At 69.3% G+C, this 20,105-nt stretch carries 18 protein-coding genes and 1 tRNA gene; 11 read left to right on the top strand and 8 right to left on the bottom strand.

The genetic code is table 11. From position 1 onward, the window contains the following. Positions 1-5 precede the first annotated feature (5 nt). The gene (locus ACYVLJ_RS09575) at positions 6-950 is read left to right on the top strand and encodes a D-alanine--D-alanine ligase family protein (RefSeq protein WP_451970773.1); all 945 of its coding nucleotides are present in this window, start codon (positions 6-8) and stop codon (positions 948-950) included. A 122-nt stretch (positions 951-1,072) separates the two neighbouring features. Here ACYVLJ_RS09575 and ACYVLJ_RS09570 read toward each other — a convergent pair whose 3' ends face one another. From ACYVLJ_RS09570 to rpmH, 8 genes are all read right to left on the bottom strand, one after another. Continuing rightward, a complete protein-coding gene (locus ACYVLJ_RS09570; RefSeq protein ID WP_460438367.1) occupies positions 1,073-2,083 on the bottom strand; it encodes a ParB/RepB/Spo0J family partition protein in 1,011 nt (336 codons plus the stop codon). Beyond that, the gene (locus ACYVLJ_RS09565) at positions 2,080-3,006 is read right to left on the bottom strand and encodes a ParA family protein (protein WP_451970779.1); all 927 of its coding nucleotides are present in this window, start codon (positions 3,004-3,006) and stop codon (positions 2,080-2,082) included. The genes ACYVLJ_RS09570 and ACYVLJ_RS09565 overlap by 4 nt, the downstream gene beginning before the upstream one ends. Before the next feature lie 77 nt (positions 3,007-3,083). Beyond that, positions 3,084-3,767, bottom strand: coding sequence for a 16S rRNA (guanine(527)-N(7))-methyltransferase RsmG (rsmG, locus tag ACYVLJ_RS09560; protein WP_460438366.1), 684 nt, complete (start codon positions 3,765-3,767; stop codon positions 3,084-3,086). Positions 3,768-4,283: 516 nt separating this feature from the next. Further along, complete coding sequence (locus ACYVLJ_RS09555; RefSeq protein ID WP_460438365.1) at positions 4,284-4,853, bottom strand: Jag family protein; 570 nt, start codon at positions 4,851-4,853, stop codon at positions 4,284-4,286. Between the two features lie 30 nt (positions 4,854-4,883). Continuing rightward, positions 4,884-5,999 (bottom strand): membrane protein insertase YidC, encoded by a 1,116-nt coding sequence (yidC, locus tag ACYVLJ_RS09550; RefSeq protein WP_460438364.1) that lies wholly within the window; start codon positions 5,997-5,999, stop codon positions 4,884-4,886. A gap of 5 nt (positions 6,000-6,004) precedes the next feature. Continuing rightward, positions 6,005-6,331, bottom strand: coding sequence for a membrane protein insertion efficiency factor YidD (yidD, locus tag ACYVLJ_RS09545; RefSeq protein ID WP_451970789.1), 327 nt, complete (start codon positions 6,329-6,331; stop codon positions 6,005-6,007). Between the two features lie 5 nt (positions 6,332-6,336). Further along, positions 6,337-6,771, bottom strand: coding sequence for a ribonuclease P protein component (rnpA, locus tag ACYVLJ_RS09540; protein WP_451970791.1), 435 nt, complete (start codon positions 6,769-6,771; stop codon positions 6,337-6,339). Positions 6,772-6,792: 21 nt separating this feature from the next. Further along, positions 6,793-6,936, bottom strand: a complete 144-nt coding sequence (gene rpmH, locus ACYVLJ_RS09535; protein ID WP_003082934.1) for a 50S ribosomal protein L34 — start codon at positions 6,934-6,936, stop codon at positions 6,793-6,795. 575 nt (positions 6,937-7,511) lie between these two features. On the opposite strand from rpmH, the gene dnaA reads away from it, so the two are divergent. The 10 genes from dnaA (at position 7,512) to ACYVLJ_RS09485 (ending at position 19,818) form a co-directional block, all read left to right on the top strand. Continuing rightward, entirely contained in the window at positions 7,512-9,122 is a 1,611-nt protein-coding gene (dnaA, locus tag ACYVLJ_RS09530; RefSeq protein WP_451970794.1) for a chromosomal replication initiator protein DnaA, read from the top strand. Positions 9,123-9,923: 801 nt separating this feature from the next. Further along, positions 9,924-11,057, top strand: coding sequence for a DNA polymerase III subunit beta (gene dnaN / locus ACYVLJ_RS09525; RefSeq protein ID WP_451970796.1), 1,134 nt, complete (start codon positions 9,924-9,926; stop codon positions 11,055-11,057). 31 nt (positions 11,058-11,088) lie between these two features. Beyond that, positions 11,089-11,979 carry a phosphogluconate dehydrogenase (NAD(+)-dependent, decarboxylating) gene (gene gnd, locus ACYVLJ_RS09520; RefSeq protein WP_451970799.1) on the top strand — a complete coding sequence of 297 codons (891 nt, stop codon included), beginning with the start codon at positions 11,089-11,091 and terminating at the stop codon, positions 11,977-11,979. A gap of 10 nt (positions 11,980-11,989) precedes the next feature. After that, positions 11,990-13,144 carry a DNA replication/repair protein RecF gene (gene recF / locus ACYVLJ_RS09515; protein WP_460438363.1) on the top strand — a complete coding sequence of 385 codons (1,155 nt, stop codon included), beginning with the start codon at positions 11,990-11,992 and terminating at the stop codon, positions 13,142-13,144. 130 nt (positions 13,145-13,274) lie between these two features. Beyond that, positions 13,275-13,889, top strand: coding sequence for a DciA family protein (locus ACYVLJ_RS09510; RefSeq protein WP_460438362.1), 615 nt, complete (start codon positions 13,275-13,277; stop codon positions 13,887-13,889). Between the two features lie 197 nt (positions 13,890-14,086). Continuing rightward, entirely contained in the window at positions 14,087-16,054 is a 1,968-nt protein-coding gene (gene gyrB, locus ACYVLJ_RS09505) for a DNA topoisomerase (ATP-hydrolyzing) subunit B (protein WP_451970807.1), read from the top strand. Positions 16,055-16,103: 49 nt separating this feature from the next. Continuing rightward, a complete protein-coding gene (gyrA, locus tag ACYVLJ_RS09500) occupies positions 16,104-18,653 on the top strand; it encodes a DNA gyrase subunit A (RefSeq protein WP_451970808.1) in 2,550 nt (849 codons plus the stop codon). Between the two features lie 47 nt (positions 18,654-18,700). Then, positions 18,701-19,390 (top strand): DUF3566 domain-containing protein, encoded by a 690-nt coding sequence (locus ACYVLJ_RS09495; protein WP_460438361.1) that lies wholly within the window; start codon positions 18,701-18,703, stop codon positions 19,388-19,390. 49 nt (positions 19,391-19,439) lie between these two features. Further along, a tRNA-Ile gene (locus tag ACYVLJ_RS09490) sits at positions 19,440-19,513 on the top strand. A gap of 125 nt (positions 19,514-19,638) precedes the next feature. Next, the gene (locus ACYVLJ_RS09485; protein ID WP_460438360.1) at positions 19,639-19,818 is read left to right on the top strand and encodes a hypothetical protein; all 180 of its coding nucleotides are present in this window, start codon (positions 19,639-19,641) and stop codon (positions 19,816-19,818) included. Positions 19,819-20,105 lie beyond the last annotated feature (287 nt).

The raw sequence follows: 20,105 nt of genomic DNA, 5'->3' as shown, positions 1-20,105 counted from the left end.
CCACGGTGGTCGACCGTACCGTTGCCGTGCTCGCCGGCGGGCTTTCGCACGAGCGCGACGTCTCGCTGAGGTCCGGGCGGCGGCTGTCCGCGGCGCTCAAGTCCGAGGGCCTCGGCATCGAGGAGTGGGACACCGACGCCGGGCTGCTGGAGCGCCTGCGCACGCAACGGCCGGACGCGGTGGTCGTCGCGCTGCACGGCGGCGAGGGCGAGAACGGCTCGGTGCAGACGGTCCTGGAGATGCTGGACGTGCCGTTCGTCGGCACCGGCTCCCAGGGCTGCCGCCGCGCGTGGGACAAGCCGACGGCGAAGGCGCTGCTGCAGAAGGCCGGTTTCGTGACGCCGGGCTGGGTCGTGCTGCCGCACAGCACGTTCCGCGAGCTGGGTGCCCAGGCGGTGCTCGACGCGATGGTGGAGCGCCTCGGCCTGCCGCTGATCCTCAAGCCCGACCAGGGTGGCTCGGCGCTCGGCACCCAGGTGGTCCGCGAGGCCGCAGAGCTCCCGGCGGCGATGGTCGGTTGCTTCGCATACGGCGACACGGTGCTCGCCGAGCGGTTCGTGGACGGCGTCGAGGTGGCCGTGACGGTCATCGAGGGCGAGGACGGTCCCGAGGCCCTGCCCGCGGTCGAGATCGTCCCGGAGAGCGGCGTGTACGACTACACGGCCCGCTACACGGCCGGCCTGACGGACTTCTTCACCCCGGCCCGTCTCGACGACGCCGGCGCCAAGGCGGTGGCCGAGCTGGCCGTCGCCGTGCACCGCGTGCTCGGGCTGCGCGACATCTCCCGCACCGACGCGGTCGTCGCGGCGGACGGCACGGTGTACTTCCTCGAAGTGAACCCGTCGCCGGGCCTGACCGAGACGTCGACGGTCCCCATGGCGATCGAGGCCGCGGGCAAGTCGCTCGGCACGGTGTTCGCCGAACTGATCGGACGCGCGATCTCTCGCTGACCCCGGATGCACGAAAGGCCGCCTCGGAACTTCCGTGGCGGCCTTTTCGCGTGATCACCAGTTGTGGTCACCGCGACTGCGTCGAGCAATCATCACCGTGACGAAACACCCCGGGGTGATCCCTAATCGGTTTTCGGTGTCTGATTCGTCCCGTTTTCGTCGATCATCGCGACGATCCGCTCGAGGTCGTCCACCGAGCCGAACTCGAACACGATCCGGCCCTTGCGGCGGCCTAGGTCGACCTTCACCCGGGTGTCGAACCGGTCCGAAAGCCGGTTCGCGAGGTCCTGCAACCCCGGCGCCTGGATCGGCTTGCGCGGCGCGGGCTTCGGTTTGGCCGGCTTCTCGCTCTTCTTGAGGGTGACGGCTTCCTCGGTCGCCCGGACCGACATGCCTTCCGCGATGATGCGGGCGGCGAGCTCTTCCTGGCTGTCGGCGTCCTCCAGCGAGAGCAGCGCGCGGGCGTGGCCGGCGGACAGGACGCCCGCGGCCACCCGGCGCTGCACCGGCAGGGGGAGCTTGAGGAGCCGGATCGTGTTGGTGATGACCGGGCGGCTGCGGCCGATCCGGCTCGCCAGCTCCTCGTGCGTGACCGCGAATTCGTCGAGCAGCTGCTGGTACGCCGCCGCCTCTTCGAGCGGGTTCAGCTGGACGCGGTGGATGTTCTCCAGGAGCGCGTCGCGCAGCATCGACTCGTCGGCGGTCTGCCGGACGATCGCCGGGATCGCCTCGAGCTCCGCCTGCTGCGACGCCCGCAGGCGGCGCTCGCCCATGACGAGTTCGTACTCGTCGTTCCCGAGCTCGCGGACGACGATGGGCTGCATGAGCCCGAACTCGCGGATCGAGTGCTCGAGTTCGGCGAGCGCGTCCTCGTCGAAAACCTGCCGCGGCTGCTTCGGATTGGGCTTGATGGAGCTGACCGGGATCTCGCGGTAGACCGCGCCGGCGACCTCGCCGCTGGCCTCGGGACGCTGGCCGGCCGCGCCGTTCGCCGCGAACCAGCCCTTCTCTTCGGCCGCCTTCTTCTCCGCCGCCGAGGCCTCACCGGGCGCGGGCAGGGGACCGCCGGTCGCCGGCCCGGTCGGGATCAGGGCGGCGAGGCCGCGCCCCAGTCCTCCTCTGCGCTCGGTCATGTCGAACTGCCCCTCTCCATCTGTGCGCCGCGCTCGGCGATCTCCTTGGCCGCGTCCACGTAGCTCATCGCGCCGCGCGAGCCGGGGTCGTAGGCGAGCACGGTCTGGCCGTACCCGGGTGCCTCGGACACCTTCACACTGCGCGGGATGACGGTCTTCAGGACGGTGTCGCCGAAGTGGTTCCGGACCTCGTTCGTCACCTGGTCCGCCAGCTTGGTCCGGCCGTCGTACATGGTGAGGAGGATCGTCGAGACGCGGAGCTCGCGGTTGAGGTGCTGCTGCACGAGCTCGATGTTGCTCAGCAGCTGCCCGAGTCCCTCGAGCGCGTAGTACTCGCACTGGATCGGGATGAGCACCTCCTGCGCGGCGACCATCGCGTTGACGGTGAGGAGGCCGAGCGACGGCGGGCAGTCGATGAAGACGTAGTCGACGCCGATCTCGTTGAGGATCTCCGAGGAGATGGCCTCCTTGAGCCGCGACTCGCGGGACGCCATCGAAACGAGCTCGATCTCGGCGCCGGCGAGGTCGATCGTCGCGGGCACGCAGAAGAGGTTCGGGGACTGCTCGGTCGGCTGCGCCGCGTCCGCGAGCGTCACCTCGCCGATGAGCACCTCGTAGATCGAGGGGGTCCCGGACCGGTGGTCGACGTCGAGCGCGGTGCTCGCGTTGCCCTGCGGGTCGAGGTCGACGACGAGCGTCTTGAGCCCGTGGACGGCGAGCGCGGCGGCGAGGTTGACCGTGCTGGTGGTCTTGCCGACGCCGCCCTTCTGGTTGGCGACGGTCAGCACGCGGCGACGGCCGGGGCGGGGGAGTTCCCCCTCCTTCGGGTGCAGCAGGCGAGCGGCGCGGGCGGCTTCTTCGGCGATCGGGGTCCAGCCCACGTCGGGGGTGGTCTCCGTGGAGTCGGACGGCGGGGGATTCACCGGTCTCGACACCTCCTCCATGTAGACGTCTGGTCAGTGGTCGAGTCGCGTCGTTTCACGTGGAACATCGCGGCCCGTTAACGCTTCCTGCTCCGCGCCTTCGGCTTGGCTGCCGCCGGCAGGCGACGGATCTTCACGACCGTGCTGGGGACCTCTAGTACTGCGGCACCGCATTCGACGATCAGAGGATCGGCCCCGCCGGCCTTCCGGATGGCGGCACCGTCCCGCTCGATCTCGTCCGCCGCGCTGGCGCCCTTCAGAGCGACCAGGAAACCATCGGGACGAACGAGCGGCAGGCACCAGTCCGCGAGCCGGGCGAGCGGGGCGACCGCGCGAGCGGTGACGATGTCCGCGCCACCGAGCTGCTCACGCACAGGCCGCTCCTCCGCGCGTCCACGGACGATGGTGATGGGGAGTTCCAGCTTCTCGGCCACCTCGGCCAGCCAGTCCACCCGGCGAGCCATCGGTTCAAGCAAGACGATACTGAGGTCCGGTCGCGCGATCGCGAGCGGTACACCCGGAAGCCCCGCGCCCGACCCGACGTCGACGACTTTCGCGCCTTCGGGCATCTGCTCGCCGATGACGGCCGAGTTGAGAACGTGCCGCTCCCACAGCCGCTCGACCTCCCGCGGCCCGATCAGCCCACGCTCGACCCCGTGACGCTCGAGGAGTTCGACATACCCGGCGGCTTGGTCCACGCGCTCACCGAACACCCGCCCCGCCGCGGCCCGCACCGACTCCGCGGCTCGCTCCAAGCTCACTCCGTCTACTCCTCATCCGCGCGTTTCACGTGAAACGGCGCCCGCTCGATTGTCCCTGAAGTCGAGACGAAAACGAGCCGACAGACCGCAGATGTGGACAACTCCACTCACCCGGCGGCCGTTCCACGTGAAACACGGCCCCGTCGCGCGGCGTCGGGCGGCTCAGTTCCACGTGAAACATCACGCCTGTAATTCGACCGAACCCGGCGTCCCGTTGCCCATTCGCAGACCAAGAGCGGAGCCGTCGGCCCGGTCGCCACCATCGCGCGCGCGTCCCGAACAGACGCGTCCAAGCGTCGGGCGCGCGCGGAGGGGCGTCCCCTGCGATCGGAGAACATCACGCGTGATTGGGCGGGCATCGCCCCGTCCACGGAAGGCACGGGCGTACAAACGCACGCACCCGATGGCGCGGAGGCACGACCGGCACACGATCGCCGAGCTCGGCTCGGGATCGCCTGCACACAAGAAAGCGGCCCCACCTGACCGAGTCAAGTGGGGCCGCTCGCCGAACCGGGTTTAGGACTCCGGGAAGATCACCACGCGGCGCTTCGGGTCCTCGCCCTCGCTCTCGCTCGTGACGCCGGCGACCGTCGCCACCGCGTCGTGGACCACCTTGCGCTCGAACGGGCTCATCGGCTGCAGGCGGACGCGCTCGCCGCTCTGCAGGACCGACTCCGCCGTCGAGCGGCCGAGCTCGCGCAGCTCCTCGCGGCGGTCCGCGCGCCAGCCCGCGATGTCCAGCATCAGGCGGCTCCGCGAACCCGTCTCCTGCTGGACCGCCAGGCGGGTCAGCTCCTGCAGCGCCTCGAGCACCGTGCCGCGGGGGCCGACGAGCTTCTCGAGGTCCTCGCCGCCGTCGATGCTCACGATCGCGCGGCCGGCTTCGACGTCCAGGTCGATGTCACCGTCGTAGTCGAGCAGGTCCAGCAGGCGCTCGAGGTAGTCGCCCGCGATGTCACCCTCCTGCACGAGGATGTCGTCGCCACCTCCGGCCTTCTGCTCACCGGCCTCGCCCGCCTCGTCGGCGGCCGGCTCCGCGGTCACGTCGTCCTTATCGGCGTCGATCGTGTCGATCGTCTCCGACATCATTCGTCTCCTCTCCGAACCGGTCGCGCCTCAGCGGCGCTTCCGGCCCGACTTCCTGGTCGAGTCTTTGAGAAGGCCCGGCACGCCCGTGCCGTTGTCCTTCGAGCCGTTCTGGCCGTTCGTGTCGGCCGGCGTCGTGTCCGCCTTCGGGGAATCGCTCTCAGAAGCCGTCTGGGCGAAGCCGTGGGCCGAGCCCGCCTTGGTGACCTTCTTCTGCGCGCCGCTCTGCGCGGGCTGGTTCTTCTTCTGCTGGACCGGCTTCTGGCCGACCTTCGGCGCGGTCGGCTTCTGCCCCGGCTTCGGACCGAGCGACGCGCGCTTCTCCGCGGCCTCCGCCTTGCGGGCCGCCTCTTCCTTGTCGATCTTCGTGTAGACGAGGCGCTGCTGCATCAGGGTCCAGCCGTTGTTCGCCAGCCAGTAGAAGAGGAGGCCGAGCGGGAACAGGGCACCGAAGACGAGCACACCGAGGGGGAAGACGTACATCGTCAGCTTGTTCATGATCGCGGTCTGCGGGGTGGCCGACGCGGCGTTCTGCCGGGCCACCGAGTGCCGAGCGGTGAGGTGTGTGGCGATCGACGCGACGATCATGAGGGGCAGCGCGACCGGGAGGACGCTCCAGTGGAAGCCGACGTTGGTCGCGCCGCCGCTGACCACGCCGACGCCGTTGTAGACGGCCTCACCGAGGTTGACGCCGAAGAGCTTCGCGCTGACGTACGAGTGGACGTCGTGCTGGTTGAAGAAGTAGTTCTCGGTCTTCGGCCCGCCACCGGGCGGCGGCATGGTGAACGCGCGGAGGACGTGGTTCAGGCCGATGAACACCGGGATCTGAAGCAGCATCGGAAGGCAGCTGCCGAGCGGGTTCACGCCGTGTTCGCGCTGGAGCTTCTGCATCTCCTGCGCCTGGCGCTGCCGGTCGTTCGCGTACTTCTTCTGGAGCTTCTTCATCTCCGGCGCGAAGTCCTGCATCTTCTTCATCGACCGGACCTGGTTCACGAACGGCTTGAACATGATGCCGCGGACGGTGAACGTCAGGAAGATGATGCCGAGGATCCAGGAGACGGCCGTGGCCTCGCCGAAGACGAACCCGAAGACCTTGTGCCAACACCAGAGGATGAAGGACACGGGGTAGTAGATGAAATCGAGCACTGCTGCTACTCCTCGATCGGTGTTTCAGGTCGTCGGTGGCGCCACGAGAACTCCTCGGGCACGGGGTCACGGCCGGGCGGTGTCCACGGGCCGCAGCGCAACAGCCGGCGCAGCGCGAGGTAGGAGCCGCGGCCGGCACCGTGCCGGGTGAGGGCTTCGACTGCGTACGCGCTGCAGCTCGGGTAGAACCGGCAAGCCGGCGGGAGGAAGGGCGAGATCGCCTTGCGGTAGAGCTTGATGGGGAGCAGCAGGACCCAGGCGACGGGGCCCGGCCGCGGGGGCGCGGGCTCGACGTCGTGTTCGGAGTGGTCGTGCTCGGGGGTGGCTCGCATGCCGGTCACACCGCTGATCCGTGGTCGGGGGCCGCGTCGGCGGGACGCGCCGGGCGGGGGGCATCCCCGGCCGGACGGCGCGACGGTGAAAGACCCAGCCGACGCAACGAGGCGTCGAGATCGGCTCCGAGCTCGGCGCTGGACGCGGTCGCGGACGGCGGCAATGCCCTCACTACCAACGCACTGCCCGGCGGCAGGGTTCCGAGCCGGGCCGAAACGAGGTGACGCAGCCGGCGGGTGACGCGGTGGCGGACCACCGAGTTGCCGACGGCCTTGCTCACCACAAAACCCGCCCTGGCCGCCGATGGTGGATCGGCGGCCCCGGACGGGTCCGTGGTCAGCGCGTGGACGACGAGGTGGCGCCTGCCTGCCCTGGACCCGCGACGGAGAACCACGCGGAAATCCTCACTCCGCCGCAGACGTGCGGCAGCCGGCAGCACGGCGCGCCCCGACGTGCCGGATCAGGCGGACAGCGCGGCGCGGCCCTTGCGACGGCGGCCCGCCAGGATGGCCCGGCCGGCACGCGTCCGCATGCGCAGGCGGAAACCGTGCGTCTTCGCGCGGCGGCGGTTGTTCGGCTGGAAGGTGCGCTTACCCTTGCTCACTGCTTCTCCTGTGTCTCGCGTCGGGCGGTGGAATCTCTTCCCCCGCCTGGCGTGTCGTGCGGGCGCACGGCAGTCTCTGGTGTCTCCTACCAACGTGTGGCCTCGTCACGACGAGCGACGACAACGTGGGCACGCGAATAGCACCCGTCGCATACGGGAGACCTTACGAGGGTACGCACCCCCGTCCGGCGCCCGGTAAGCACCCCCTCGGCCACGGTCCGCGACCGGCCGCCGGGGCCGAGATCATCGACGCCGGGGCACCGAATGGCAACACGCCGTACACCGTGAAATGCTTGCGACCCAGGATGCCTTGTGGCAGCGGGCGGGGCTTGTTAGCGTGCCTCTCTCGGGTCACCGGTCGAGGTGCACGAGTATCCGGGTGGTGGAGTGCCCACCGGCGTACGACGAGCCCGCAGGTGGCGTCGCCGCGGGTCGCCGTACATTAGTGCACAGCTGTGGACAACTATGTGGATATTCGCTGTGCCGGTGCGCACGCGGGTCCGCGGATCGGCGCCGGACCGTGTGACCAGGGGCGTTCGGCCGTCCACGCCGACGAGGGGAGGGGAGCCAGACAGGTGTCGGAGCACCAGCACAATCTGGGTGTCATCTGGGAACAGGTGGTACGCGAACTGTCCGACGGGACCCTGTCCCCCCAGCAGCGCGCCTGGATGCGCGTGACCCGCCCGATCGGCCTGCTCGACGGCACCGCCCTCCTGGCGGCCCCCAGTGACTTCGCGAAGGAAGCGATCGAACGCGGCCTGCGGGGCGCGATCACCGACGCGCTTTCCCGGCGGCTCGGCCGCGCCATCTCGCTCGCGGTGAAGGTCGACAGCGCCGAGGCCGTCGCGCCGGCGCCCGCCGCGCGCTACGTCCCGTCACCCGGCCGGGTGGAAAACGGCGCGGGCCCCGAGCCCGCCCCGCCGCTGCCCGGCAACGGCGCGCCGATGATGCCGCCCCCGCGTCCCGAGCCCGCGCCGCCGATGCCGCCGCACCCCTCCGTCGCGGCGAAGGCGGACGACGGCGACGACACCGACGAAGAAGTGGACGAAGAAGGCGAGGCGCTCGCCGCCGTCCACGAGATCTGGCCGACGTTCTCGGGGCAGCCGATCGCCGGGCAGCCCTACACCGCGCCGGCGCAGCCGCAGACGTCGAAGACGAAGCTGAACGAGAAGTACACCTTCGACACCTTCGTCATCGGCGCGTCCAACCGCTTCGCGCACGCGGCCGCGGTCGCCGTCGCCGAAGCGCCGGCCCGCGCGTACAACCCCCTCTTCATCTGGGGCGAGTCCGGGCTCGGCAAGACGCACCTGCTGCACGCGGTCGGCCACTACGCGCAGCGGCTCTTCCCCGGCATGCGCGTCCGGTACGTCTCGACCGAAGAGTTCACGAACGACTTCATCAACTCGCTGCGCGACGACCGCAAGGTCGCGTTCCAGCGGCGCTACCGCGACATCGACATCCTGCTCGTCGACGACATCCAGTTCCTGGAAGGCAAAGAGGGTACGCAGGAAGAGTTCTTCCACACCTTCAACACCCTCCACAACGCGAACAAGCAGATCGTCGTCAGCTCCGACCGCCCGCCGAAGCGCCTCGAGACGCTGGAAGACCGGCTGCGGACGCGGTTCGAGTGGGGCCTCATCACCGACATCCAGCCGCCCGAACTGGAGACGCGCATCGCGATCCTCCGGAAGAAGGCCGCGCAGGACCGGCTCGCGGTGCCCGGTGAGGTCCTGGAGTTCATCGCTTCGCGCGTCGAGGCGAACATCCGGGAGCTCGAAGGCGCGCTCATCCGCGTCACGGCGTTCGCGTCGCTGAACCAGCAGCCGGTCGACGTCGGGCTCGCGGAGATCGTCCTGCGGGACCTGATCCCGGACTCGCACGCGCCGGAGATCACCGCGCCGACCATCATGGGCGTCACGGCCGAGTTCTTCGACGTGACGCTCGACGACCTGTGCGGCCCCGGCAAGACGAAGGCGCTCGCCACCGCCCGCCAGATCGCGATGTACCTCTGCCGCGAGCTGACCGACATGTCGCTGCCGAAGATCGGGCAGACGTTCGGCGGCCGCGACCACACGACCGTCATGCACGCGGACAAGAAGATCCGCAAGGAGATGGCCGAGCGCCGGCGCATCTACGACCAGGTGCAGGAGCTGACGTCGCGCATCAAGCAGCGCGCCCGCCAGTAGCACATCCCTTACCTCCCAACGACTTCGGGGCGTCCACACACAGTGGACGCCCCGAAGTCGTTTTTGGAGTGTCCGGCACACGGAACACCAAAACCATTGATACACAAGCAAGTTTCCCCATGGTGTGGGCGGATTGCCCACAGCGCCAACGGATCTCCCATCAGGCACGACGCCGGATCCGTCCACATGTCGCCCACAGGGATTCCACAGGCCATCCACACCCTTGTCCACGCGGATTCCACAGGTTGCCCACATTGTGTGCACAGCGGGTGCCGGTCACTCGGAAGGGCGATTCGGACCGCTCCGCGCACCCCCAGAGCCTGGGTACAGATCGCCCCACACCTGGGGACAACCGTGGGGACAACCGGCCCCGGCTGTGGACGAATCCGGGGATGCCCGAAACCATCCACGGACGGCCCGGTTTGCCCACAGGTCCGCCACCACGGTTCTCCACACGCCCGCGAGCACGCCGACCTGCGGGAACGAGCTCAATCCACACAATCCACACCGCTTACTACTGCTACTGCCTTTAGATCTCTTCTAAGAGAGAACAAAACAAAAACAGGCGATGGACGAAGTTGGGGATGGCCGCGAGAACGTGTCGGCATGTCGACAAACCGAAGGGGAGGCCGAGGTGACGGCGGGGCCCGCGACGGCCTAACGTGGACGCCTGCACCTGGTCCGCGCTCCGGCCGCTCAAGGCGGAGGGCGGACCGGCCGGAGGGGGCAGCCGGTCACTGTCCCGCGAGAACGAGGCCTGGCCCGAGCCGACAGCGGTTCGGTCGTCGAAAGGATGCGCGCATGAAGATCCGCGTCGAGCGTGACGGGCTCGCCGACGCCGTCGCGTGGGTGGCCAGAAGCCTCCCCTCCCGGCCTCCGGTGCCGGTTCTGGGCGGTGTCCTCCTCGACGCCGGTTCCGACGGCGAAACCGACGCGCTGACCGTCTCGGGCTTCGACTACGAAGTCTCCGCCACGGTCGGCGTCCCGGCGACGATCGCCGACGGCGGCCGCCTCCTGGTGTCCGGGCGCCTGCTCGCCGACATCACCAAGGCGCTGCCCGCGCAGCCGGTCGAGATCTCGGTCGACGGCGCGCGCGCCACCATCACGTGCGGCAGCGCGCGGTTCTCCCTGCCGACCATGCCGGTCGAGGACTACCCGCAGCTGCCGTCCCAGCCCGCCTTCGCGGGCGAGCTCGCCGGCGACGCGTTCGGCCAGGCCGTCACCCAGGTCGTCGTCGCCGCGGGCAAGGACGACACGCTCCCGATGCTCACCGGCATGCGGCTGGAGATCTCCGGCAGCTCGCTGACCCTCGTCGCGACCGACCGGTTCCGGCTCGCCATGCGCGAGTTCACCTGGCAGCCGGCCGAGGGCCTGGCCGACGCCGCGGTGCTCGTCCCGGCGCGCACCCTCGCCGAAGCGGCCAAGACGCTCGGCGCGAGCGGCGCCACGATCCGGCTCGCGCTCGCCAGCGGAGAGGGCCTGCTCGGCCTGTCCGGGTCCGGCCGCTACACGACGACCCGCCTGCTCGACGCGGAGTTCCCGCCGTACCGCCAGTTGCTGCCCGCGTCGCACACCTCACGCGCGGTCATCGACGTGTCCGCTCTCACCGAGAGCATCAAGCGCGTTTCGCTGGTGGCGGAGCGGGGGACTCAGGTACGACTGGAGTTCGGGGACAACACGCTGCGGTTGTCCGCGGGCGGCGACGACGAGGGAAGCGCCGAAGAAGAGCTCCAGGTCGAGTACGAAGGTGAGCCGGTGACCATCGCGTTCAACCCGGGTTACCTCGTCGACGGTCTCGGCGCGCTCCACAGCGACCGGGCGGAGCTGACCTTCACCACGCCGAACCGGCCCGCGCTGATCAAGCCCGCCGACCCCGAGGGCAACGTCGTCCCCGGCTACCTCTACCTCCTGATGCCGGTCCGCCTGCCGGGCTGACCCGCTTTCCGTTAGTACGTAAGGGGATCTCATGGTTCAGCTCGGTCTCATCGGCCTGGGCAAGATGGGCTTCAACATGCGTGAGCGGCTGCGCGCGGCCGGTCACGAGGTGGTCGGCTACGACCGCAACCCGGACGTCACCGACACGACGTCGCTCGAAGACCTGGTGTCCAAACTGGACGGCCCGCGGATCGTCTGGATCATGGTCCCGGCCGGCGAGCCGACCCGGCAGACCGTCACCGAGCTCGGGAACCTGCTTTCCGACGGCGACATGGTGATCGACGGCGGCAACTCGAAGTACACCGACGACAAGCTGAACGCCGACCTGCTCGCCGCGAAGAACATCGGCTACGTCGACTGCGGCGTGTCCGGTGGCGTGTGGGGCAAGGACAACGGCTACGGCCTGATGGTCGGCGGCGCGGCCGCCGACGTCGAGCGGGCGATGCCGATCTTCGACGCCCTGCGCCCGGAAGGCCCGCGCGAGGAAGGCTTCTCGCACGCGGGCGACGTCGGCGCGGGCCACTACGCGAAGATGATCCACAACGGCATCGAGTACGGCATGATGCAGGCGTTCGCGGAGGGCTTCGAACTCCTCGAGGCCGCGAAGGTCGTCAAGGACGTGCCCGCGGTGATCAAGGGCTGGCAGCGCGGCACGGTCGTCCGGTCGTGGCTGCTGGACCTGCTCGTGCGCGCGCTCGACGAGGACCCGGAGCTGGACGACCTCGAGGGCTACGTCGAGGACTCGGGCGAAGGCCGGTGGACGCTCGAAGAGGCGATCAACAACGCGGTGCCGGCGCCGGTCATCTCGGCCGCGCTGTTCGCGCGGTTCGCCTCGCGGCAGGAGCACTCGTCCGCGATGCGCGCGGTCGCGGCGCTGCGCAACCAGTTCGGCGGGCACGCCGTGAAGAAGGTCGGCGGGTAAGGAGCAGCTGGTGTATCTGCGTCACCTGCAGGTCACCGACTTCCGCTCCTGGCCGCAGGCCGATCTCGCGCTGGAACCGGGGCCGACCGTGCTGGTCGGCCAGAACGGTCGCGGCAAGACCAACCTGCTGGAGGCGATCGGGTACGTCGCGACGCTGGGCTCGCACCGCGTCGCGACGGACGCGCCGCTGATCCGGCACGGCTGCGAGCGCGCGCTGGTGCGGGTCGCGGTGGTCAACGACGACCGCGAACTGACGGTCGAGCTCGAGATCACCAACGGCCGCGCGAACCGCGCCCGCGTCAACCGCGGCGCGGTCGGGCGGCCGCGCGACGTGCTCGGGATCCTGCGCACGGTGCTGTTCTCGCCGGAGGACCTGTCGCTCGTGCGAGGTGACCCGGGCGAGCGACGCCGGTTCCTGGACGAGCTGCTGGTGCTGCGCGCGCCGCGGTACGCGGGGGTCCGGGCTGACTACGAGAAGGTGCTGAAGCAGCGAAACGCGCTGCTCAAGACGGCCGGGAAGCGGCGTACCGGGCGTGAAGACCCGTACGCGCTCTCGACGCTCGAAGTCTGGGACGACCACCTCGCGGTGGCGGGTGCGGAGCTGCTGGCCGCGCGCCTGAACCTCGTCGCCGACCTCGGGCCGTACGCCGCTTCGGCGTACATGGGGGTCGCGCCGGACTCACGTCCGGCGAAGATCTCCTACCGGTCTTCGCTGGGTGCGGCGCTGCCGGAGACGTACGGCGTACCGGACGGCGAGCGGGCGCAACCCGACGTTCTCAAGGACGTCCTACTGAAGGCGCTCGGCGAGGCCAGGAAGGCGGAGCTGGAGCGCGGGATCAGCCTGGTCGGCCCGCACCGGGACGAGCTGGAGCTGATCCTGGGCCAGGCGCCGGCCAAGGGGTACGCGAGCCACGGCGAGTCGTGGTCGTTCGCGCTCGCCCTCCGGCTCGGCAGCTACGAGCTGCTGCGCGCGGAGGCGGGTGAGCCGGTGCTGCTGCTCGACGACGTGTTCGCCGAGCTGGACCGCAAGCGCCGGGCCCGGCTGGCCGAGGTGGCCGCGAGCGCCGAACAGGTGCTGGTGACCGCCGCGGTCGACGAAGACGTGCCCGAAGAGCTGGCCGGGTGCCGGTTCGTGGTGGCGGATGGTGAGATTTCGCGTGGCTGAACAGCGCAAACCGGGCTCGGCAAGTTCGACTCGTGCACCCGGTGTGACCGCTGACACAGGAGTTGCCCACCGATCTGGGGACAAACCTGTGGACAGTGTGGATAAACCCGTGCCCGCGTTATCGCCCGGCGTGACCAAAACCCCGGAACAGCGGCTTGACGCCCCCCACGCGAGGGTTAACCCACCCGAGAACGGCACTTCGAGTACGCAGAGTGAGAACGGCGCTGCTCCGAACGGGCCCACGACGGGCCGGGACCTCGCCCATGCCGCGCTCGAAGCCGCGAAAGCCAAGGCGAAGGAACGCGGCACGTCGCCCGGCCGGCGCCGTCCCGCGACCGGCGGCGGGCAGAACCCCCGGCGTCGGCGCTGGTCGGGACCGGGGGCGGACCCGCGCGACCCGCAACCGCTCGGCCGGCTCGTCTCCCTGCTGGTCAGCGACCGCGGCTGGAACGAGAGCGTCACGAGCGCCCGCGTCTTCGCCCAGTGGGCGCGGCTGGTCGGCGAAGACGTCGCCGAACACGCCCAACCGGTCGCCCTCAAGGACGGCGAGCTGACCGTCCGCGCCAGCTCCACGGCGTGGGCCACCCAGCTGCGGCTGCTGCAGGGGAAGCTGCTGCACAAGATCGCCGCGGGCGTCGGGAACGGCGTCGTCAAGCGGATGCGGATCCAGGGGCCGACCGCCCCGAGCTGGCGGAAAGGGCCCCGCCACGTGCCGGGTCGCGGCCCGCGTGACACGTACGGCTGAACCGGGTTGCGCGATGCTCGGTTGAATGCCCCGAGAACGCATTCAGACGTCCCGGGTTACGTCAAGACTCGGCTCGGACCGATTTCGTCCGTCTGTGACGCGTTCAGGGGTGTCCTTGCCGCATGTCAGCGGACGTGGCCAAGTACACTGGAGAGGAGCGAGTGTCCGCTCGGGCGAGACGAGGAGAAACAACACCTGTGACCGAGAACAAGAGCGAGTACAACGCGGCTTCGATCACGGTGCTCGAAGGCCTCGAAGCGGTCCGCAAGCGCCCCGGCATGTACATCGGTTCCACCGGTGAGCGCGGCCTGCACCACCTCGTCCAGGAGGTCGTCGACAACTCCGTCGACGAGGCGATGGCCGGGTACGCCACCAAGGTCGAGGTTACCCTCCTCGCCGACGGAGGGGTGCGCGTCGTCGACGACGGCCGTGGCATCCCGGTCGACATGCACCCCAAGGAGCAGAAGCCGACCCTCGAGGTCGTGCTCACCGTGCTCCACGCGGGCGGCAAGTTCGACAGCGACTCCTACGCGGTGTCCGGCGGCCTGCACGGCGTCGGCGTCTCCGTGGTGAACGCGCTGTCGAAGAAGCTGCTCGCCGAGGTCAAGTACGGCGGCCGCAGCTGGCGGCAGGAGTACACCGACCAGGTGCCGGGCCCGCTCGAGGACCTCGGCCCCGCCGACTCGACCGGCACCACGATCACGTTCTGGGCCGACGGCGACATCTTCGAGACCACGACGTACAACTTCGAGACCATCTCGCGCCGGCTGCAGGAGATGGCGTTCCTCAACAAGGGGCTGACGCTGTCCCTGCGTGACGAGCGCGTCGCCGACGAGGAGACCGAAGAGGACGCCGAGGGCAAGGTCGCGCGGGTCAAGGAGAAGACCTACTGCTACCCGGGCGGGCTCGAGGACTTCGTCAAGCACATCAACGGCAGCAAGGAGCCGATTCACCCCAGCGTGATCTCCTTCGACGCCAAGGGCACCGGCCTCGAGGTCGAGGTCGCGATGCAGTGGAACACCGGGTTCACGCCGTCGGTGTACACGTTCGCCAACACGATCAACACCCACGAAGGCGGCACCCACGAAGAGGGCTTCCGCGCCGCGCTGACCCGCGTCGTCAACGCGTACGCGCGCGACAAGAAGCTGCTCAAGGAGAAGGACGCCAACCTGACCGGTGACGACGTGCGCGAGGGACTCGCGGCGATCGTCTCGATCAAGCTGGCCGAGCCGCAGTTCGAGGGCCAGACCAAGACCAAGCTGGGCAACAGCGAGGCCAAGACGTTCGTGCAGCAGACGTCGAACGAGTGGCTGGGCGACTGGTTCGAGCGCAACCCCACCGAGGCGAAGACGATCATCAACAAGTCGATCTCCTCGGCGCAGGCCCGGATGGCCGCCCGCAAGGCGCGTGACCTGGTCCGCCGCAAGGGCGCGCTGGAGATCGGCGGCCTGCCGGGCAAGCTCAAGGACTGCCGTTCGACCAACCCGGCGGAGTGCGAGCTCTACATCGTCGAGGGTGACTCGGCCGGCGGCTCGGCCAAGGAGGGCCGGGACTCGATGTACCAGGCGATCCTGCCGATCCGCGGCAAGATCATCAACGTCGAGAAGGCCCGGATCGACCGCGTCCTCAAGAACACCGAGGTCCAGTCGCTGATCACCGCGCTCGGCACCGGCATCCACGACGAGTTCGACCTCGCGAAGCTGCGCTACCACAAGATCGTGCTGATGGCCGACGCCGACGTCGACGGCCAGCACATCACGACGCTGCTGCTCACGCTGCTGTTCCGGTTCATGACCCCGCTGATCGAGCACGGCCACGTCTTCCTGTCGCGGCCGCCGCTGTACAAGATCAAGTGGCCGCGGATGGAGCCGGAGTACGCCTACTCCGACCGCGAACGCGACGCCGTCATCCAGGCGGGTGTGGAGGCCGGCAAGAAGCTGCCGAAGGACGACGCGATCCAGCGCTACAAGGGTCTCGGCGAGATGAACGCCGAAGAGCTGTGGGAGACCACGATGGACCCGGCGAACCGGCTGCTCGGCCGGGTCACGATGGACGACGCCGCCCAGGCCGACGAGCTGTTCTCGGTCCTGATGGGCGAGGACGTCGAGGCGCGCCGCTCGTTCATCACGCGCAACGCGAAGGACGTGCGCTTCCTGGACGTGTGAGCGTCCCCGCCCCTTGTCCCGCTAGGACTCCGCACTCGAGAAGGACTTCATGACGGAAACCCTGCCGCCGGCTCCGGAGAACGACCGGATCGAACCGGTCGACATCCAGCAGGAGATGCAGCGCTCCTACATCGACTACGCGATGAGCGTGATCGTGTCGCGGGCGCTGCCGGACGTGCGTGACGGCCTCAAGCCGGTCGCGCGCCGGATCCTGTACTCGATGTTCGACTCCGGCTTCCGGCCGGACCGCGGGTACAACAAGTGCTCGCGCGTCGTCGGCGACGTCATGGGCAACTACCACCCGCACGGCGACTCGGCGATCTACGACGCGCTGGTCCGGCTCGCCCAGCCGTGGTCGCTGCGGTACCCGCTGATCGACGGGCAGGGCAACTTCGGCTCGTCGGGCAACGACCCCGCGGCCGCCATGCGGTACACGGAGTCCCGGCTCGCGCCGCTGGCCATGCAGATGCTGGCCGACATCGAAGAAGACACCGTCGACTTCTCCGACAACTACGACGGCCGCACCCAGGAGCCCGACGTCCTGCCGTCGCGGTTCCCGAACCTGCTGGTCAACGGCGGGTCCGGGATCGCGGTCGGGATGGCGACCAACATCCCGCCGCACAACCTGCGCGAGGTGTCCGAGGGCGTCGTCTGGGCGCTGGAGAACCCCGAGGCGACCGACGACGAGCTGCTGGCCGCGCTGCTGGTCCGGATCAAGGGCCCGGACTTCCCGACGAAGGCGATGATCCTCGGCACGTCCGGTATCGAGGACGCCTACCGCACCGGCCGCGGCTCGATCCGGATGCGCGCGGTCGTCGAGGTCGAAGAGGACGCGAAGGGCCGCACGATCCTGGTCGTGTCGGAACTCCCGTACCAGGTCAACCCGGACAACCTGGTCGAGAACATCGCGAACCTGGTCCGCGACGGCAAGCTCACCGGCATCGCCGACATCGCCGACGAGTCCAACAGCCGCTCCGGCATGCGGATCGTCGTCACGATCAAGCGGGACGCCGTCGCGAAGGTCGTGCTGAACAACCTGTTCAAGCACACCCAGCTGCAGCAGAACTTCGGCGTCAACATGCTGGCCCTGGTCGACGGCGTGCCGCGCACGCTGCGGCTCGACCAGATCATCCGGCACTACGTGAAGCACCAGGTCGAGGTCATCGTCCGGCGGACCAAGTTCCGCCTGAAGAAGGCCGAAGAACGGGCCCACATCCTGCGTGGGTACGTCAAGGCGCTGGACATGCTCGACGAGGTCATCGCCCTCATCCGGCGGTCGCCGTCCGCGGACGAGGCCCGGCCGGCCCTGATGGAGCTGCTGGACGTCGACGAGATCCAGGCCACCGCGATCCTCGACATGCAGCTGCGCCGCCTGGCCGCCCTGGAGCGCCAGCGGATCATCGACCAGCTGGCCGAGATCGAGCTCGAGATCGCCGACCTCAAGGACATCCTCGACAAGCCGGAGCGGCAGCGCGCGCTGATCCGCGACGAACTGATGGCGATCGTCGACAAGTACGGCGACGACCGGCGCACGCAGATCGTCGGCTTCGGCGGCGACGTCACCGACGAGGAACTCATCGCGGTCGAGGACGTCGTCGTCACCATCACCCGCACGGGGTACGCCAAGCGAACGAAAACCGATCTGTACCGCTCGCAGAAGCGCGGCGGCAAGGGCGTGCAGGGCGCGACGCTGAAGCAGGACGACATCGTCCAGCACTTCTTCGTCTGCTCGACGCACGACTGGATCCTGTTCTTCACGAACAAGGGCCGTGTCTACCGGACCAAGGCGTACGAGCTGCCCGAGGCCAACCGCAACGCGCGCGGCCAGCACGTGGCGAACCTCATGGCGTTCCAGCCGGACGAGCAGATCGCCCAGGTCATCCAGATCAAGAACTACGAGGTGGCGCCGTACCTGGTGCTCGCCACCAAGCGCGGCCTGGTCAAGAAGACCAAGCTGACCGACTTCGACTCGAACCGCTCCGGCGGCCTGATCGCGATCAACCTGCGCGAGGGCGACGAGCTGGTCGGCGCGGTGCTGGCCGGCGCCGAGGACGACCTGCTGCTCGTGTCGGCCGAGGGCCAGTCGATCCGCTTCCACGCGACCGACGAGGCCCTGCGCCCGATGGGCCGCCCGACGTCCGGCGTGATGGGCATGCGCTTCAACGACGGCGACGAGCTGCTCGGCATCAGCGTGGTCAAGGAGGGCAAGTTCCTGCTGGTCGCGACCGACGGCGGGTACTCCAAGCGCACGCCGATCGAGGACTACCCGGTCCAGGGCCGCGGCGGCAAGGGCGTGCTCACCATCCAGCACGACCGGAAACGTGGCAGGCTGGTGGGTGCGCTCATCGTCGACGCCGAGGACGAGCTGTACGCGATCACCTCGAGCGGCGGCGTGATCCGCACGCCGGCGGGCGACGTCCGCAAGGCAGGACGGCAGACGAAGGGGGTCCGGCTGATGAATCTCGGCGAGGGCACCACTCTTCTCGCCGTCGCACGCAACGCGGACGAGCCCTCGGACGTCGCCAATGGTGACGCCGAAGGCGACGCCGCGGAAGCACCCGCCACGGGTGACGAAACGACGGCGCCGCCGGAGCAGTAAGTTTGGTACGGACGGCCCACCACGGCACGGGTAAGGACTGACTCTTCGTGACACCATCCGAGAATCCCGAGGCAGCGGGTTCGAACGGGACTCCGGCGAGCCCGCCCTGGCAGCGGGTCGGCAAGGACGGCGACTCCGAAGCGACGGTCGGCATCGCCACGGAAGAAGCGCTCTACAAGGGCGAGGCGCCGGCCGGGGAGACGCAGCCCGTCTCCCCGGAGCAGCGCCCGGTGGTCACGGGCAGCGCGGCCAACCGCATCTTCGGCGGCGGAAGCGACACGCCCCCCTCGGGCGAGCCGACCGCGGCGGCCGTCCCGTCGGCGAGCGCCCAGCGCGCCCGCCCGAGTGCCCTGCGCCGCCCAGGCCGCGGCCCGCGCCGCGCATCGCTGCAGGTGAAGCGGTTCGACCCGTGGTCGGTGCTCAAGCTGTCCCTGGTCCTGGGCGTCGCGATGTTCTTCGTCTGGCTGGTCGCGGTGGGCGTCCTGTACACGGTCCTCGACGGCATGGGCGTCTGGGACAAGCTGAACGGCACGTACTCGTCCCTGGTCGGCGGCGAAGGCGCCAACGCGTCCTCGGAACCCCTGATCAGCGCGGGCCGTGTCTTCGGCATCGCGGCCATCCTCGGCGCGATCAACATCGTCCTGGTGTCGGCCCTCGCCACGGTCAGCGCGTTCATCTACAACGTGTCGGCAGACCTCGCGGGCGGCCTGGAAGTCACGCTGTCGGAGCGGGAGTAACCCGGTTGCAGGGCCCCCTCGGGGGTCCTGTAAAGTTCTCCTCGTTCAAGGGCCTATAGCTCAGGCGGTTAGAGCGCTTCGCTGATAACGAAGAGGTCCCAGGTTCAAGTCCTGGTAGGCCCACCCCGAACAGATCCCCGGTTCCCTCGAACCGGGGATTTTGTCGTTCCCGGCCTTAAATCTCGATCAAGCGCCGGTTCGGTTCGCGGCCCGCGGGGTTACCTTCCCAAGAGGCGAAGGGGGCCGACATGGGTTGGATCATCGTAGGGGTCGTGATCGTGGTGCTGCTGGCGGTCGCGGTGGCGGTGGACTTGAAGGACCGCAGCCGGGGCGGGAAGCGGATCGCCGGCGGGCTGCGCCAATCGCGGCAGGACGACGTCGTGCGCGATCCTCAGGTGGGGGACCAAGGGAACTACCTCGGCCTCTGAGCGCGCCCGGATACAGGTCAGCCCTGCCGGGAAGAGAAGGAACCGGCAGGGCTGAGCGGTCACGGTCGATGCGCGCTACGGTCGCCTCTCGGCGAGTGGCTCATCGCGGCTCCAGCCGAACGGAACTCCGCGAAGGCAGTGGTTGAGGCCCGGGGGACACGGTGGGCGCACCGACCAGTGGGTACAACGGGAGACCCCCTCCCCGTATTTCCCAGTGCGTGTGACGTGCGTTACCTGCGCAATCTTGGTTCCACGTGGAACCACCGCCCCGACGGTGGCCGACGCCG

This window comes from Amycolatopsis stemonae (assembly GCF_054781455.1).
This window is presented reverse-complemented; position numbering and strand designations above follow the sequence as displayed.